This is a genomic window from Chryseobacterium jejuense (genome assembly GCF_900100075.1).
In the GTDB taxonomy this organism is placed as follows: Bacteria; Bacteroidota; Bacteroidia; order Flavobacteriales; family Weeksellaceae; genus Chryseobacterium; species Chryseobacterium jejuense.
In genome coordinates this window covers 468,384-484,870 of record NZ_FNEG01000005.1, presented here as the reverse complement: position 1 = coordinate 484,870, position 16,487 = coordinate 468,384, and the positions used below count along the sequence as shown (strand labels likewise).

Below are 16,487 nucleotides of genomic sequence, written 5' to 3'. Positions count from 1 at the left end.
TTCTGGAAATCTGTTTAGTTCACTTTATTTTCTCTGGTTCTTCAGAATTTAATTATTATCTAATTTATAACTAAATCCTTTTGTAAATCTAAAGGTAATCCATGGTTAAAAAAGTTATCCACAATATGGGATTGTAGAATAAGTAATGCTGTATCTATCGCAAGTATAGTTAGTTATGAAATATCTCTGTTAAAAGGCTTTTCAAGAAAAATTCTAACAAATAGAGTTAAAAAAGTTATCCACAATGTCATAATATGAATTAAAAGCCTGCTCAAATTTTTCCTACTTAAACTGTCCACTTAAAAAGCAATCATCTGTGTAAATCCGTGTAATCCGTGGTTAAAAAAGTTATCCACAATATGGGATTGTAGAATAAGTAATGTTATATCTGTCACAAATATAGTAGGTTATAGAATGTTTCTTTTAAAAGGTTTTTCAGAAATAAGTCTAATTTGAAGTATGGAAAAGTTATCCACAATATGGAAATGTGAATTTGAAATTTCTTTTTAAAATCACAACTTCTCAGTTAAATACTTCCAATATCTTTTGGGAACATGCTGTACATGAAGCTTCAAATTTTTTCTTTCAACAATATTAGTTTTTGTAAAATACCTTTGCCAAAGCGTTTGATAATTCTTTTCCTCATCATGAAACTTCTCTTGATAATTCTTGATATCCAATTTTTCCTCCGGATAAAAGAAATCTGAGGTTTCCAGATCATAAAGAATTCCATAATTTCTGCGTAAATCATAAATCATCCATTTCTGATCCTGATAACGGTCACTAAAATGTTTTCTGATCAAAGGGAGAATATTAAAATCAGGGTCTATTTTTGAAAAGAAAATACCATCCTGCATTTTCTCGAAGCGGACAAAAGCGGTCATGCGGTGGCTTTCTCTGTCTACAGATTTGCAGATTTTAGAAATTTTCATGATATCAACATCTGCATAATTTTCCAGGATGTTTTCTTCAGGATTTTTTACAGATTGTTTTACAGCTGATAATATGACTTTTTCCAATTCAGGATCTTCAGATAAAAAAACTTTTAAAAGCTTATGGATACCTTGTTTCCCAAGATGTTGTTCCAACTTTTTTAATACCCTTTCGGATTTATCAGTTTGGGTAACAACTTCGTGAATTTCTGCAAAAATATTTTCCTGATAAAACCTTTCTCTACTTACAATTTCCACATCTTTATAGCGATATTCAAAGACTTCAAATATTGCGGTGAAAAGGCCATCGAAACTGCCGTCATAAAGTAGTGTGGTCATGTATAAATATAGTAATTTAATAATTATTTCTAGTTATTCTGATTCAAGTATTTAATTAAATTAATTACGTCTTAAAAATTTTCAGACAAAAGAAAGTTTATCTAAATTTAGGCTTTCGGAATCCGGTTTCAAGTTCAGAACTAAGATACCATAAAATTCAGAACTAATCAATGAATTCAGTTATCATAAAACCTAAGAATGAGATCCTAAAGAAATACATTCAGTATTTTCTGTTTTTCAAAAAGACAGATGATGAGTTTTTAGAATATACTACTTTTCCAAATACCAACCTTTGTTTGGCGATCTATAAGCAGAACAAAGTTTCGTATATATATGGATCAGGAACCAACTTTTGCGATATTACAATCGGGAATACTTTTAGCAGTAGACTGTACGGATTCCATAAAATGCCTTTTCATGTCAATATCCATACCTCGCTTGATCAGGTTTGTATCGTGTTTAACTCCTCCGCTTTGAGAGCCTTTACTGGAGCCTCTTATGATGATCTTATGCAATCTGAACATGTATTTGATGATATTTTCCCTACAGACAAAAATATTCTGGAAGAAATCTTTGAGATAACTGATTTTTATAAAAGAGCAGAAAAACTTGAAGATTTTCTGTGTGAGAACTTAAGAGATAATATTCCTGGAAAAATAGATGAGGCCCTTATACTGATCAATACCCAAAAAACCTTAAATATCGATGACCTTTCCGGAACACTTAAAATAAGTGAAGCAACATTATTCCGGTTGTTTAAAAATCAACTGGGGCAGAATCCAAAATCATATTTAAAAACATTAAGATTCAGAAATGTTTTAAATGATCTCCTGAAACCGGGGAACTCACTCACTGCGGTTGCCTATCAGAATCAATACTATGATCAGGCACATTTTATTAAAGATTTTAAAGTACTGGCTGGTTTCTCCCCCAAAAAAATATCAGATAAAATCTCTGTCAGCCAAAAAGATCTGACCTGGATCTGCAATAAAAATCAAGATTGAATGTTTTTTACAATTTTTGTGAGCCTTAATTGATTTTTTTTGTATAAAAATTTCTAATGAAAATCAAATTTTTCCTGGGACTGATCGTCCTTTTTTTGGGTAACCTTTGGAATGCACAGCAATCTTGTGGATGTAAAGATGCATTGCAGAAAATAATTGTTAAGATTGAAAGTGAGTACCCCGGCTTTGAAACAAAAACAAAAGATAAATTTCTGTATGAAAATCTTAAAGAAAAAGCACTTAAATCTTCTGATGAAAAGATAAATGATGAGGAATGTCTGGCTATATTGAAGAATTATACAGGATTTTTTAAAGACAGACATATTTGGGTTCTTCCCAATGCAGTAGAACAGCCGAAACCATCGGCAGCTATCAAAACAAAATCTTTAAAAATAAACCCGGAAAAATTCAAAAAAGAAGTACAAAAAAAGGAAAATAGTTTTGAGGGAATCTGGAAAGATAATGCTTACGAAGTCGGCATTAAAAAGATCAGTGAAAAAGAATATGTAGGATTTATTATAAATGCTGATCCTGCTTACTGGAAGCCAGGAGAAATTAAGTTCCGGTTATTTGCAGATGGTAGTTATGAATATTATACGCAGGCTCATTCTCTACAGAAAGGAACTTATAGGATCTATAAAAACAGTTTCCTATACTTCAATGATCAGAGGATGGCATTTACAAGGCAGGTTCCTCAATCATTGATGAGTACAGGAGAAATTGAAACTATAATTGGAGAATTGAATGGAATTTTTGTTAAAAAGATAAGCGCTAAGACCGCCATGATCAAACTTCAGAATTTTAGTTACCCCTATGTGAACATCATAGAGAATCTCATAGAAAGAAATAAGGAACTGCTTGAAAGTGTGGAGTATTGGATCATTGATGTAAGAGGCAACGGAGGTGGCACCGATAATGCTTACAAGAATATTTTACCTTATCTTATTACTAATCCTGTGAGGAATGTAGGAGCAGAATATCTTGCTTCTCCTACACTGATTCATACTTCCGAGAACTATCTGAAAGGAATTATGAAGGATTCTGTTAAAAACAGGGAGGAAATAAGCGGTTTAAAAACAAGAATTGATCTGCTTAAAAATAATCCGGGAAAGTACATTAATTACAATCAGGATAAGATCAATATTGACCGGATTTCTCCGGCAGCTAAAAGTCCATTACAGGTTGTTGTACTGGCCGATAATAAAACAGCAAGTGCGGCTGAAAATTTTCTTTTGAAGGTGAGACAAAGTAAAAAAGTGAAGATTATGGGAATCCCGTCTTCAGGGGTTTTAGATTATGCTAATGCTATGTTTTTTGAATATGGATGTAGTAATTATAAACTATTGATGCCTACTTATCGGTCTTATAGGTTACCGGATTATCCTATAGACAACATCGGAGTTCAGCCTGATATCTATCTTGATAGCAGTATTGAAGACTGGGTGAAGTTTGCGCAAGAATATTTGGAGAACTAAAACAAACTCAGTTGCTGTGAAAATTGATTATGAAATTTTGAGGAACTTCCGCCAACCAGTAATTTTCTAAAATTTTTATCCGTTAAATATTTTAAATAGGCATTTCCGGCGTTAAAATCAATAAAATATTTGGCTCTGTTAACAGCTGTTCCTAATTGTCTCAAATGATCCAGATTTAAAATCTGAAAACGCCTTGCACTCAAGATTTTTTGTGCAGATTTGACTCCAATGCCGGGAATTCTTAAAATCATCTGATAATCGGCAGTCTGGATATTCACAGGAAACTGATCCAGATGCCGTAAGGCCCAACTTAATTTCGGATCTACTTCCAAATCTAGAAAAGGAACATTGGGATCAAGAATTTCCTCAGCTTTAAAACCGTAAAATCTCATCAGCCAATCCGATTGGTAAAGCCTGTTTTCACGAAGCATGGGAACTTCAGTAGTTAGAGATGGAAGTCTGTTATCTTCTAAAACCGGAACATATCCGGAATAATACACCCTTTTCAGGTTGAAGTTCCTATAAAAATGATCTGCCACTTTAATGATTTGCAGATCATTTTCGTTAGTAGCTCCTACAATCATTTGAGTGGATTGTCCTGCCGGAGCAAACTTCGGAACTTTCTTTAAAATCTTTTTCTCGTCCTGATATTGGATAATCCCTTTTTGAATGTATCTCATAGGACTAATCATATCCTGCCTATTTTTTTCAGGAGCTAATAGTTTTAGCCCGCTTTCTGTAGGGATTTCCAGATTTACTGAAAGCCTGTCTGCATATAAAGCGGCTTCCTGCATCAGTTCATCACTGGCTCCCGGAATAGATTTTAAATGAATATATCCATTGAAATTTTCCTCCATACGAAGCTTTTTAGCAACGCGGACAAGTCTTTCCATGGTTGTATCCGCATTTTTAAAAATTCCGGAACTCAGAAACAATCCTTCAATATAATTTCTACGGTAAAAATTAATGGTAAGGTCTACCACTTCTTCTACTGTGAAAGCAGCTCTTTTTATATCATTGGAGCTTCTGGATACACAATAAGCGCAATCATAAATACAGTGATTAGTCAATAAAATTTTAAGTAAAGAAACACATCTGCCGTCTTCGGTGTAGGTATGACAAATTCCGCTTACGGAACTATCTCCCAAAGCACCCTTTTTATTTTTTCTGGTTCCTCCGCTTGATGAGCATGAAACATCATACTTTGCCGCATCAGCAAGGATTTCAAGTTTTTCTTTAAGGCGGTCAAAATTCATACTATAAATAGTTTGATATAATTTGTATCAATTTGTGTTTTAATATGTGTTCAAATTTAGTTCTAAAATTGATAAATGTCAATCTTTTTTCATAGAAGTTATCAACAAAAAAGAGCCTCAAAATCATTATATTTACGCCTCATTAAAGTTTATATCATGAAATCGCCATGATTTACGTAGCACAAATACGAATGAAAACGACGCGATTGCATATAACCTTTGAAAAAATAAAATATCTCTATATATGAATCATAAACCGATCGAAGGTTTTTCCAAGCTTCCAAAGCAGGGGAAAATCGACTGGCTCGTAAACGAATATCTTGAAGGTAACCAGGAATATCAAAATATATTAAAACAATATTGGAATGAAGATGCAGACCTTCAGAAGCTTCACGAAGAATTTTCTGAAAATACAATTTCCAATTTCTATATGCCGTATGGAATTGCTCCGAACTTTTTGATAGACGGAAAACTATTGGCACTACCAATGGCCGTTGAAGAAAGTTCAGTAGTAGCAGCAGCTTCCAAAGCAGCAAAATTCTGGATTGATAAAGGAGGTTTTAAAACAACCATTATTAATACTGAAAAGTTAGGCCACACTCATTTTATATTCAATGTAGAGTCGCACAAATTATTACACTTCTTTAATTTCAGTTTAAAGAAAAAATTGCTTGAATCCACAGAAGAGATTACTGCGAATATGAGAAAACGTGGTGGTGGAATTCTGAACATCAGCCTTGTGGATAAAACAGCAGAAATGCCGAACTATTACCAACTGAAAGCAAGTTTTGATACCGTAGACTCAATGGGAGCTAATTTTATCAATTCTTGTCTTGAACAGTTTGGAAAAACTTTGAGACAGGAAGTAGCAACCAGTGAAGATTTCACTCAGGATGAGAAAAATTCATTACAAATTGTGATGAACATTCTTTCCAACTTTACTCCTGATTGTGTTGTAAGAGCGGAAGTTTCATGTAAAATGGAAGACTTAAAAGATGATAGCGGAATTTCTCCTGAAGAATTTGCAGCTAAATTTAAACAAGCTGTAACCATTGCTGAAATTGAACCTTACCGTGCAACAACTCATAATAAAGGAGTAATGAATGGTGTAGACGCAGTTGTAATTGCAACCGGAAACGATTTCAGAGCAACGGAAGCCTGTGCTCATGCCTATGCCGCAAGAGACGGACAATACAGATCGTTGACACACTGTACAACAGATAACGGAGTTTTCAGATTCTGGATAGACCTTCCGATTTCTGTAGGGGTTGTAGGAGGGTTAACGAATCTTCACCCTTTGGTAAAATTCTCTTTAGCTTTACTTGGAAAACCGTCTGCTCAGGAATTGATGAGTATTTTGGCTGTTTCAGGGCTAGCACAAAACTTTGGTGCTCTACGTTCGTTAGTAACAACAGGAATTCAGAAAGGTCATATGAAAATGCATTTATTGAATATTCTGAACCAATTGGGAGCTACAGAAGAAGAAAAGCAGCATTTTGTGACTTACTTCAAAGATAAGACGGTGAGTCATCATGAGGTAATCAATGAGTTTAACAGAATGAGAGAAAACTAATGTTACAGATAATTCTGCCTATCATATTTCTCATCTTTGGATTCTTTTTGAAGAAAACCACTTCACCAGGCTTTCAAAGTTCAAAGAGATTTGCTAATATGTTTATTATACTTGGGATTTCTACTTTGGTAGCCAAGTTTATTTTAATGTATTTAAACTCGAAATAATGAAAAAAAGTGTTTTGTTTTTCATGTTGGTTTCCGGTTTAAGTTTTTCACAGAAAAATTTAAAAATATCGGACTTACAACCAAAGACCGAAGATTCTACTTTTCCGGTAGTTTCCTATGCAGAAAATCCTTTGGTGGAGAACAAAATAAATACATTTTTACAGGTTAATGAGTTGGAATATATTCCCAATTCAGGTTCCAATCCTTTTAAACTGGTTTCTACAGGAACAACTTCTTATGCTAACTATGTGTATTTCTATAGTTGGAAAAAATTGGAAACGCCTAAAAATATTCTGAGTATCGGGATGGATGGTGAAGCTTCAGGAGCTTATCCGGAAGCTTTTTCAGATTGGAAAAATTTTGATTTGAGAACCGGAAATTTCATCAATGTTCAAGATTTATTTCAGGCCAATTCAATCAAAAGTCTTGAGCATTTGCTGGGACAGAAAGTAAAGAAAAGAGTTAATGATTTTCTGGCTGAATTGAAGTCGGAGAAAAATCCACCGGTAGAAACAGAAGAGCAGATTGGTTTATATGAAGGGTGTTCTACAGAACAGTCTTTGGATGATATCAGGTATTTTTTTGGAAAGGATAAGCTGACGTTTGTAGCTGGAAGATGTTCTAATCATGCAATGAGAGCTTTGGATGATCTTGGAAGTCACGAAATTGAATTGACATATAAGGAGCTTGAAAAGTACTGGAGTCCTTATGCTCGAAATTTGCTTAGCGGATCTGATAAGATGGAAAAAACAAGTTTCAAAAATAAGCTGTATAAAGGAAAAATTGATGGGAAATACCCCATTACAGTTCTTGTAAGTCGTTTTTATCCTGCTGATGATTCCTCAGGAATGAGTTCTTTTAATGCTGAATATTGGTATGATAAAAATAAAAAGCTTATTAAATGGGACGGGCAGATGAAAGGAAATCATATTTCGATTACAGAAAATGACCATTACAATGAAGAAACCCGTCAGTGGGTTCCTAGAGCATTTGTAGAGGCAGAAATAAACGGAAATAAAATTTCCGGAACATGGCAGGACTATAAGACAAAGAAAAATTTAAGTATAGAATTAGAAGAGTTATAAAATGAAAACAATTACCCTGATTTTTGGTGCAGTTTACGGAATGGTTTCTGTTATCCTTGGTGCCTTCGGAGCTCACGCTTTAAAGAAAATATTATCCGTAGAAAGACTGGAAAGTTTTGAAACCGGAGTACGATACCAGATGTATGCAGCTTTTTTCCTGCTGATCATCGGATATATTTTAAAATTTGAAACTTCCACAGAAAAATGGACCTCTATTTTAATGATTGCGGGAACACTTTTGTTCTCAGTAAGTATTTATTTCCTGAGCATGCAGGATTATTTAGGAGTTAATCTTAAATTTTTAGGACCCATTACTCCGCTTGGTGGATTATTCATGATTTTGAGCTGGGGAATGCTGATTCTTTATTTTGCTAAAAATAGAATCTAAAAATGAAAATCAATAGAAGAAGACGCTTAATCAAAACATTTAATCTCTTGGATCAACCCATCAGATTCAATCCTTTTGTATTCAGTCGTACTTTTTTCATGTGGGCTTTTACAGGTTTGGTAGGAGGTATTATTGCCGGGGGATATTGGATTGTGCTGGAACATTTTACTGAGTTTCTAGCTCATTTTCAAGGATGGCAGGTGATTCCAACCATGGCAATTTGTGGTTTGCTGGCAGGCCTGGTGATTCATTTTATCGGAGATCCCGGAGAAATCCATCTGATTGTAAATAACATCAGGTTCAATAAAGGAAAACTGGAACCGAAAAATAACCCATCCATGATTCTTTCCTCTCTTTTTTGTGTGGCATCAGGGGGAAGTTTAGGCCCGGAAGCCCCTTTAGTACAGGTTACCGGATCTACAGGAACCTGGCTTGGAAAAATCTTCAGATTGAAAGGCGAAGAACTTCGTTCATTAAGTATTGCCGGGATGGCTTCAGGGTTTACTGCTCTTTTTGGAGCTCCGCTGGGAGGAAGTCTTTTTTCCCTGGAAATTCTACATCACAAACATGCCGTTGAGTATTATAAAGCCATTATTCCGGCTTTGGTAGCAAGCTGCTTCAGTTACTTGATGTTTGCTTTAATTATCCATCTTGGAATTGGAGCAACATGGGATTTGAAAGCCTATCACTACACCGGTGTATATGATTTTTTATATGCTACTTTATTTGGAATTGTAGGAACCCTTTTCGGTTGGATTTTCATCTTTGTAGTGAAATTTTTCAAAAAGATTTTTGAATACAGAAAATTTCCGATTTACATCAAGACATTAGTAGGAGGAATTATTTTGGGAGTTATTGCTTACAATTTCCCTATCACAAGATACTTTGGACACAACGAGATCAACCAATTAATTGGAGGAAATTTCGGATTGAATTTCCTGATCTTAGTTTTAGTCTTTAAAATATTAGCAATTGCCATCACAGTAACTTCGGGTTGGAGAGGAGGCTTTATCATTCCACTGTTCTTTGTGGGTACAACTTTGGGTTTAATCATTCATAATTTGTTTCCAAGTGTAGATACTACTTTGGCTATTGTAAGCTGTATGGCAGCTATTAATGCCTGTGTAACAAGAACTCCGATGAGTACAACCATTATTCTGGGAACTTTAACCGGGTTTACTTATTTTGTTCCGATATTGTTTGCCAGTCTTACGGGATATTTCCTTGCCCCAAGGATCCCTTTTATCGGATCTCAATCTGAAAGATTAGCAGAAGAGTAGTCATTATTATTGATAAAATTATTTCTGATCCGTTGTAAAGATCAGAATCGAAAAAGTTCAGGAGATCCCTGAACTTTTTATGTTTTTATAAAGAAAAATTTTCTTTCATCCATTTAAGCTTATTGAAACTTTTGACAAATTTCATTTGAATGGAAATAAATTTTTCCTGGGCGTCAATCATTTTATTCTCCCTCGAATTAATGAGGAAAAGGGAGCTTTCCCCATTGCTGTATTTGGTTTCTTCTGCAGCGAGAAGCTTTTGATAATTCACAAGATTTTTTTGTGAAAGATTGATTTGAGTGTGATAATTGACCAGTTCATTTTTATAGGTTTCAATTTTGGTCTGGAGTTCTCTCTTTTTAAGCTGAGTGTCCATCTGATTTTGTTGTATTTTAATTTTAGCAATCTGATAATGGGCTCTGGCTTCTCTTTGGAACACTGGGATTTCAAGTTTTAAACCATATTGGAAATTATTGTCAAAAAGCGGAAGGTAATCTGCTCGGTAATTTTCTTTATTGAAGAAATTATAAGTGAAATCAAGCTTAGGAAGAAAGCTCTGCCATTTCAGTTTGCGCTCACTTTCTAAAATGGCGTTTTTCTGACTATAATAAAGTACAGACCAATGATTATTCATTTCTTTTGAGCTAAGTTCTTGCAGAAGAAATTCGAAATCTGAATAAGCCGTATGGCCGGAAAGATGATCTTTAGGATAAATAATCTGTGAAATTTCATAGATCTCACGATTGTCTTTCCATAAAAATAGCTGCAGCCGCTGTGTATTTCTGATAAAGGTTAGATAGGCCTCTTGCTGCTGAAGTTCAAAGCTTTGCAGCTGGGAAATCGCTTCAACAGTGTCTATGGCTGCTCTTTCTCCATATTCAAAAGTCTTTTGGGTAAGATCCAGACGCTTTTTATTAATTTCTACCACTTTAGTCTGGAGTTGATAAATTTCAAAACTTTGCACCCATTCCCAATACGTGTTTTCCGCTTCAAGAAGTAATTCGTTAGTCAGAACAGCTTGCTCGGCTTCAGTCATTTTTAAAGCAAACTTTGCCTGATCTAATATGGCTCTTCGTTGATCATACAAAAGATTTTTAGCCAAAGGGACGGTGATTCCCACGCTGTAAAGTCCGCCCTTTGTATCACTGGAGTTTAATTTTTCACCATCCAAATAGTGATAGCCTGCTGTCAGATCAATTCCGTACCAGGTGGGAATACCCAATTCAAGGTTTTTCTGTCTGTAATATTGAGTTCCGTCAATATTTTTCTCACCAAGCTTTCCACCCAGAACCGGATCAAAACGCCCTCTTGCTTTGGTAATCTCCGATTGGGCAATGGTATTCTGAAGCTGGTATTTCAATGCCAGCGGGTGATAATTTTTGACTACCGAAATAAACTCCTGAGCCGAAATACTTAAAGAATCCTGAGCGAAACCATATTGGAAAAAAGAGAGGATCAGAATAAAAAGGAATTTACTTTGTTTTTTCATATTGACCAGATTGCTCATTTTTTACTTCATAATAATCAGGTGGGAAACCATTGATATTTCTCCAGAGTTCATACCATATCGGGACATCATTGAGAATGGCAATTCCCTGTACGCCTGCACCCATCTTAATTTTTGGAGGCCATCTTTTTTCATTCTTATCTTCAATGACTAACGCTTTAAAAAGTCCGTTCGCACTGATATTGCTTTCTACAGAAATCACTTCCCCTGCAAACGTTCCGTAGCTGGAGTTGGGCCATCCTGAAAACACAATAGCTGGAAAACCATCAAAAATACACATAACACGCTGCTTTTCTTTAACAAGAGGAAGATCTACAGGTTTGATATAAATTTCCACCGCATAATCTACTGTCGTAGGAACAATGGTTCCTATGTTTTCTCCGTCTTTTAGAACCTCTCCAATTCCTGTTTTGTTAAGTTGTATGACCTGCCCGTCCTGTGAAGCAATGATGAAATATAAACCCTGTCTTGCTTTATAATTGGCCACTTGGTTTTCGAGCTTGGCAATATCTCCTTCACTCCCTTCAATTTGCCCCATATTCTGAAAGCGGTCTCCTTCTATTTTACTGAGTTTCTCTGTGTAATCCTGAATGACAGAATTTTGTTCAATTCCTGTATTGATAATTTCCTGACGGGTTTGAGCAGTTTTATTTTCCGAAGCGGTTTTTTTGGCAATAGCGTTTTGGTAGGAAATGCTTCTCTGCTGAAATTGGGTAAGAGAGACTAATCCTTCTTCATACATTTTTTTCTGCCTGATAAACTGATCTTCAGACAATCTAAGTTCATTGGTTGCTGCTCCCAATTCAGCTTCTTCCCCGGTAAGTTTATTGTTGAGCTGACTGATTTTTATTTTGAGCTGATTCAGTTTTAGATCTCTTGCTGAATGCAGGGCTTGAAGCTGGATTTTAACCGTTCCTACTTTAGCTTCATAAAAATTCCGTACCCCTTTTTTGGCATTCACCTGTTCCTCGGTTCTTTGTACCAAAAGTGGATCTAAATAATCATCTTTTATTTCTGAAAGCTGCAGCAAAGTATCTCCCTTTTTTACATAATCCCCATTTTTCACATTCCATTTGATGATTTTTCCAGGAATAGGAGAGTGGAGTTGCTGTGGCCGCTGTTCCTGATAAAGAGAAGTAACATTTCCCTTTACTTTTATATTCTGGGTCCAGGGAAGAAATAAAGTGATAAGCCCCCCAATGAAGATAAACATAAACCATCTTTTTACTCTTGATTTTTTATGAATATGATAGATCTTGTCAAATGACTGTAGTTCCATGTTACTGATTTTTATAATATGTTTTTGATGTGCTGTCTTCCAGATGAATATGCTGATCTGCATACTGCAGCAATTCTGGATCTTGCGAAACGATAATGATGGTTGTTTTTTCTTTGACCTTCTGCAGATACTCAATCATTTTATACTGATATTCTTCACGAATTCCTGCAAAAGGATTTTCCAGAATAATGAGCCTTTTTTCACCCAGAAGAGCACGAAGTAGCAAAATTTTCTTCTTTGAACTGAAAGTGATTTCAGGATCAGTCTCGCTGACCTCAGTGAAAAATCCACTACTAAACATGCTGGAAATATTTTCTATTCCTATATTTTCAGAAAGTTCAAGGATGTCTTCTGTATGGCTTTCAGTATTTCCTAATGTGATATTTTCTTTTACCGTTCCCTGAATAATTTTCATATTTTCAAGATAAAGGCCTATATGATTTCTCAGTTGCTGTTTCTCGATATTCTTTAATGGAATCTTATCAAACAGAATGGTTCCTGAGCTGGGTTCAAAAAATCCTGTGATCATATTGAGGAGAAGTGTTTTTCCGGATCCGAGTTTACCTGTTAGTAGAGTGATGCTGTTTTCCTTGATTTTAAAATTAAGATCAGAAAGTATCGGATTATGGTCATTAAATGAGAAACTTACATTTTTGAATTCAATCTCTGTCCCCTTTTCTTTTTGAGATAATACAATTTCACCATTGGGTTCTTCTTTAAGTTCAGTAATTTTTGAAAGTTTAGCAAAAGAAGCGATAAGATCATAATAACTTTCAAGGCTTACAATAAGTTTTTCTACTGCTGACATGATACTTAAGACGACAATCTCCGTTGCAATAAAGGCTCCGATATTTAATTTTTGATTGATCAGAAGATAAGTTCCAATGGCAAGCATCGCTAAAGTGATGATAACCTTAAAGGCAATAATTGTTTTATATTGAAAGACAAGAACCTTGAAATGGGAAGTTCTGTGCTTAAGATATTCTACAACCCGGTCATCGGTTCCTTTTAAATGGGCGTCATTTTCCGAATACATTTTAAATGTTTTCACAGATCCGGCAATATCCTCTATCCAGGCAGCAGTATCATATTTCTTGTTGCTTTCTTCAATACTGGATTTGATTCCGCTTTCCATCGTGTATCTGAAAATAATAACCACAGAAATAATAACTAACCCTCCGAATGCCAAAAACCAGGGATGATAAAAAGAAAGTAAGAGAATCCCAAAAGCAATTTGAATCAAGGCGGTAGGGATCTCCAGCAAAATCTTTGAAATTCCTTTTTGCAAATTTTGGATATCAAAAAAACGGTTAACCAACTCAGGAAGATAATATTTCCTGGTATAAGATAAATCTACTTTGGGTATTTTCTCCGCTATGGCAATGGAAAATTCTACATATATTTTCTGTTGTATTTTTTCAATAATCTGGATAACCTTTAACCTGAAATATCCGGCAAGCCATGTTCCGATGACTACAAAAAATATAAGAATGTAAATAGAAGTTGTCATGGTGGCTCCCATCACAAAACTTACAATAGACTGTATTCCCAAAGGGATACTCAATAAAACAAGACCGTTGAGGACGGCATAAAAATAAATATTAGTAACATCTTTTTTCTCTTTTGTAATGTAACGGAGCAGTTTTTTACCCTGTTCATTTGCTGTTATTTCCATTTTTCTTTTTTCTTTTTTAAGAAGGTTAAATGTTTATGTGTTTGAGATTTTCCGAGATATAAAGTGACTGACTAGTGGAAATTAAAGGCTGGAAGTTTCCCATTTTAGAATACCTGTATACGATGTAAGCTGCTGAAAATCCTTGAAACAGGTACAATAGTTGAGATGTAAATACTTTTTATAAAATCAGATTTTATGATTTGCTTTGACTGATTTTTAATAAGAATTCTGCCGGGGCTTATTTTTTTTGAATTTTGTAAACAAAGCTCTCCGTCTATTGTGAATTTTTTCTGAAAATTCATAGAGTATATATCTTTTATTTCGGAGCTTCAAAGATAATGGATGAGATTTGTTAATATTCTTATCTACATTAGAATGAGATTAAAATGTCATTAGAATATGAGGTTCGGATTTTATTTTTTTATGATCATTATCATATTATTTATAGATTCACCGCTTCGAATCTATGAAGATTGCTCATAAACTTAATAGAATGAATTAAAAGTTCAACAAATTTCTTTTTAACCTTGTTCATTTTTAGTAAATTTGTCAACCTTTAAATATTAAAATAAAATAATAAAAATAATATGAATCTTCACGAGTATCAATCAAAAGAGATTTTATCAAAGTATGGAGTAGCTATCCAACGTGGTTTCGTTGCAAACAACGTAGATGAAGCTGTAGCAGCTGCTGAAAAATTGACTGCTGAAACTGGAGCTCAGGCTTGGGTTGTAAAAGCACAGATTCACGCAGGTGGTCGTGGTAAAGGTGGGGGTGTTAAGTTTTCTCCAAATATGGATAAACTTAAAGAAAACGCTCAGAATATCATCGGAATGCAGTTGGTAACTCCACAAACTTCTGCTGAAGGTAAAAAAGTACACTCTGTTTTGGTTGCAGAAGATGTTTATTATCCTGGAGAATCTGAAACTAAAGAATTTTATGTTTCTATTCTTTTAGATAGAGCTGAAGGGAAAAATACAATTGTATATTCTACTGAAGGTGGAATGGATATTGAGCACGTTGCTGAAGTAACTCCTCACTTAATCCACAACGAATTGATTGATCCAGCTATCGGTCTTCAAGGATTCCAGGCTAGAAAAATTGCTTTCAACCTAGGTCTTGAAGGAAATGCATTCAAAGAATTTGTGAAATTTATTTCATCTCTTTACAATGCTTACACAGGTATTGATGCATCTCTTTTCGAAATCAACCCAGTATTAAAAACTTCTGATAACAAAATTATCGCTGTAGATGCTAAAGTAACTTTAGATGACAACTCATTATTCCGTCACAAAGACTTAGCTGAGCTTAGAGATACAAGAGAAGAAGATCCAATGGACGTAGAAGCTGGTGAAGCTGGTCTTAACTTCGTAAAATTGGATGGTAACGTTGCTTGTATGGTAAACGGAGCTGGTCTTGCAATGGCAACTATGGATATCATCAAATTATCAGGTGGTAACCCTGCAAACTTCCTTGACGTAGGTGGTACTGCAGATGCTCAGAGAGTACAAACTGCTTTCGGAATCATCTTAAGAGATCCAAACGTAAAAGCAATCTTAATTAACATCTTCGGAGGTATCGTAAGATGTGACAGAGTGGCTCAAGGTGTTGTAGACGCTTACAAAGCTATGGGAAGCCTTCCTGTTCCATTGATCGTAAGATTACAAGGAACTAACGCTGTAGAAGCTAAAAAATTAATTGATGAGTCTGGTCTTCCGGTTCACTCTGCAATTACTTTAGAAGAAGCTGCAAACAAAGTAAAAGAAGTTTTAGCTTAATCTAAAATTTTCAAATAAAATAGAAAACCGCTCCAAAACTGGAGCGGTTTTTTAATGCGTATACGAAACTGTATTTATGAAAAATTTATACATTCCGGAACCATGCTCTGAAGATTGGAAATCCATGTCTGTAGAAGACAAAGGAAGGTTTTGTTCTGCCTGCAACAAATGTGTTATTGACTTTACATAAAAACAACCTCAGGAGATTCAACAAATTATAGAAGAGAAAAAAGAAGAGCAGGTCTGTGGCAGGTTTTATAATCACCAGTTGAAAATGACTGATTCGTCTGAAAAATTAAAGGAACGATTCTTTAAATATATTCCATCTCATTTTCAGAATAATAAAATAGCATTCACATTATTTTCTTTAACCTTGTTTTTAATAGGTTGTTTAAAACCTAAAGAAGAGGTTTGTATGACGACGGGGTTTGTAGGTGTAATTGAAGAAGATTCTACAGTTACGAATAAGGATTATATTATGGGAGAGCCTATTATGATAGACAATGATTCTATTGCCAAAATCCCTAAAAAGGATAGTGCTACAATCCCTAAGAATCATAAGAATAAATAATCTGTTGGAATTCATTCAGGTACAAGAACAATTTGGCTGTTGCTCAAAATAAAATTATTCGTGCATTTGTGGCGATTATCAGCAGTACGGAATTTTATCGTAGATAAAATCTTTGCGCCTTAAAAGTATTCGCAAGTTCTAAAATCTTTGCGCCTTCGCGTTTACAACAAAAAAAGCC

Annotated in this window: 13 protein-coding genes; 8 read left to right on the top strand and 5 right to left on the bottom strand. The window is 34.8% G+C overall.

The genetic code is table 11. The features are described 5' to 3' along the window. Window positions 1-512: 512 nt before the first annotated feature. Window positions 513-1,271, bottom strand: coding sequence for a TIGR03915 family putative DNA repair protein (locus tag BLS98_RS17365; protein WP_089737827.1), 759 nt, complete (start codon window positions 1,269-1,271; stop codon window positions 513-515). A gap of 170 nt (window positions 1,272-1,441) precedes the next feature. Here BLS98_RS17365 and BLS98_RS17360 point away from each other — a divergent pair, with 170 nt between their 5' ends. Continuing rightward, complete coding sequence (locus BLS98_RS17360; RefSeq protein ID WP_089737825.1) at window positions 1,442-2,275, top strand: helix-turn-helix domain-containing protein; 834 nt, start codon at window positions 1,442-1,444, stop codon at window positions 2,273-2,275. 56 nt (window positions 2,276-2,331) lie between these two features. After that, window positions 2,332-3,750 (top strand): S41 family peptidase, encoded by a 1,419-nt coding sequence (locus BLS98_RS23610; protein ID WP_228425374.1) that lies wholly within the window; start codon window positions 2,332-2,334, stop codon window positions 3,748-3,750. Here BLS98_RS23610 and BLS98_RS17350 read toward each other — a convergent pair. Continuing rightward, complete coding sequence (locus tag BLS98_RS17350; RefSeq protein ID WP_089737823.1) at window positions 3,747-5,006, bottom strand: putative DNA modification/repair radical SAM protein; 1,260 nt, start codon at window positions 5,004-5,006, stop codon at window positions 3,747-3,749. The two genes, BLS98_RS23610 and BLS98_RS17350, sit on opposite strands and share 4 nt — an antisense overlap. A gap of 244 nt (window positions 5,007-5,250) precedes the next feature. Here BLS98_RS17350 and BLS98_RS17345 point away from each other — a divergent pair, with 244 nt between their 5' ends. The 4 genes from BLS98_RS17345 to BLS98_RS17330 all read left to right on the top strand — a co-directional run bounded on the left by BLS98_RS17345 (window position 5,251) and on the right by BLS98_RS17330 (window position 9,499). Continuing rightward, window positions 5,251-6,579, top strand: coding sequence for a hydroxymethylglutaryl-CoA reductase, degradative (locus BLS98_RS17345; RefSeq protein WP_089737821.1), 1,329 nt, complete (start codon window positions 5,251-5,253; stop codon window positions 6,577-6,579). Window positions 6,580-6,745: 166 nt separating this feature from the next. Then, on the top strand, window positions 6,746-7,831 hold the full coding sequence (locus BLS98_RS17340) for a hypothetical protein (RefSeq protein ID WP_089737819.1): 1,086 nt from the start codon (window positions 6,746-6,748) through the stop codon (window positions 7,829-7,831). A gap of 1 nt (window position 7,832) precedes the next feature. Continuing rightward, complete coding sequence (locus tag BLS98_RS17335; protein ID WP_089737817.1) at window positions 7,833-8,219, top strand: DUF423 domain-containing protein; 387 nt, start codon at window positions 7,833-7,835, stop codon at window positions 8,217-8,219. A gap of 2 nt (window positions 8,220-8,221) precedes the next feature. Next, window positions 8,222-9,499, top strand: coding sequence for a chloride channel protein (locus BLS98_RS17330; protein WP_089737815.1), 1,278 nt, complete (start codon window positions 8,222-8,224; stop codon window positions 9,497-9,499). Between the two features lie 85 nt (window positions 9,500-9,584). Here the strand turns inward: BLS98_RS17330 and BLS98_RS17325 are convergent, their stop codons facing one another. Genes BLS98_RS17325 through BLS98_RS17315 form a run of 3 tightly spaced genes read right to left on the bottom strand, consistent with a single transcriptional unit; the run spans window position 9,585 to window position 13,960 of the window. Further along, on the bottom strand, window positions 9,585-11,006 hold the full coding sequence (locus BLS98_RS17325) for a TolC family protein (protein ID WP_089737813.1): 1,422 nt from the start codon (window positions 11,004-11,006) through the stop codon (window positions 9,585-9,587). Then, window positions 10,972-12,285 (bottom strand): HlyD family secretion protein, encoded by a 1,314-nt coding sequence (locus BLS98_RS17320; RefSeq protein WP_089737858.1) that lies wholly within the window; start codon window positions 12,283-12,285, stop codon window positions 10,972-10,974. The genes BLS98_RS17325 and BLS98_RS17320 overlap by 35 nt, the downstream gene beginning before the upstream one ends. A 1-nt stretch (window position 12,286) precedes the next feature. Next, window positions 12,287-13,960, bottom strand: coding sequence for a peptidase domain-containing ABC transporter (locus BLS98_RS17315; RefSeq protein ID WP_089737812.1), 1,674 nt, complete (start codon window positions 13,958-13,960; stop codon window positions 12,287-12,289). A 587-nt stretch (window positions 13,961-14,547) separates the two neighbouring features. On the opposite strand from BLS98_RS17315, the gene sucC reads away from it, so the two are divergent. Then, entirely contained in the window at window positions 14,548-15,738 is a 1,191-nt protein-coding gene (gene sucC / locus BLS98_RS17305) for an ADP-forming succinate--CoA ligase subunit beta (protein ID WP_034694875.1), read from the top strand. A gap of 274 nt (window positions 15,739-16,012) precedes the next feature. Continuing rightward, on the top strand, window positions 16,013-16,309 hold the full coding sequence (locus BLS98_RS17300; protein ID WP_089737808.1) for a hypothetical protein: 297 nt from the start codon (window positions 16,013-16,015) through the stop codon (window positions 16,307-16,309). Window positions 16,310-16,487: the final 178 nt, after the last annotated feature.

Excerpts from the sequence above, each read along its gene's own strand:
- BLS98_RS17365 (WP_089737827.1), bottom strand. The coding sequence starts at position 1,271 with ATGACCACACTACTTTATGACGGCAGTTTCGATGGCCTTTTCACCGCA.
- BLS98_RS17360 (WP_089737825.1), top strand. The coding sequence starts at position 1,442 with ATGAATTCAGTTATCATAAAACCTAAGAATGAGATCCTAAAGAAATAC.
- BLS98_RS23610 (WP_228425374.1), top strand. The coding sequence starts at position 2,332 with ATGAAAATCAAATTTTTCCTGGGACTGATCGTCCTTTTTTTGGGTAAC.
- BLS98_RS17350 (WP_089737823.1), bottom strand. The coding sequence starts at position 5,006 with ATGAATTTTGACCGCCTTAAAGAAAAACTTGAAATCCTTGCTGATGCG.
- BLS98_RS17345 (WP_089737821.1), top strand. The coding sequence starts at position 5,251 with ATGAATCATAAACCGATCGAAGGTTTTTCCAAGCTTCCAAAGCAGGGG.
- BLS98_RS17340 (WP_089737819.1), top strand. The coding sequence starts at position 6,746 with ATGAAAAAAAGTGTTTTGTTTTTCATGTTGGTTTCCGGTTTAAGTTTT.
- BLS98_RS17335 (WP_089737817.1), top strand. The coding sequence starts at position 7,833 with ATGAAAACAATTACCCTGATTTTTGGTGCAGTTTACGGAATGGTTTCT.
- BLS98_RS17330 (WP_089737815.1), top strand. The coding sequence starts at position 8,222 with ATGAAAATCAATAGAAGAAGACGCTTAATCAAAACATTTAATCTCTTG.
- BLS98_RS17325 (WP_089737813.1), bottom strand. The coding sequence starts at position 11,006 with ATGAGCAATCTGGTCAATATGAAAAAACAAAGTAAATTCCTTTTTATT.
- BLS98_RS17320 (WP_089737858.1), bottom strand. The coding sequence starts at position 12,285 with ATGGAACTACAGTCATTTGACAAGATCTATCATATTCATAAAAAATCA.
- BLS98_RS17315 (WP_089737812.1), bottom strand. The coding sequence starts at position 13,960 with ATGGAAATAACAGCAAATGAACAGGGTAAAAAACTGCTCCGTTACATT.
- sucC (WP_034694875.1), top strand. The coding sequence starts at position 14,548 with ATGAATCTTCACGAGTATCAATCAAAAGAGATTTTATCAAAGTATGGA.
- BLS98_RS17300 (WP_089737808.1), top strand. The coding sequence starts at position 16,013 with ATGACTGATTCGTCTGAAAAATTAAAGGAACGATTCTTTAAATATATT.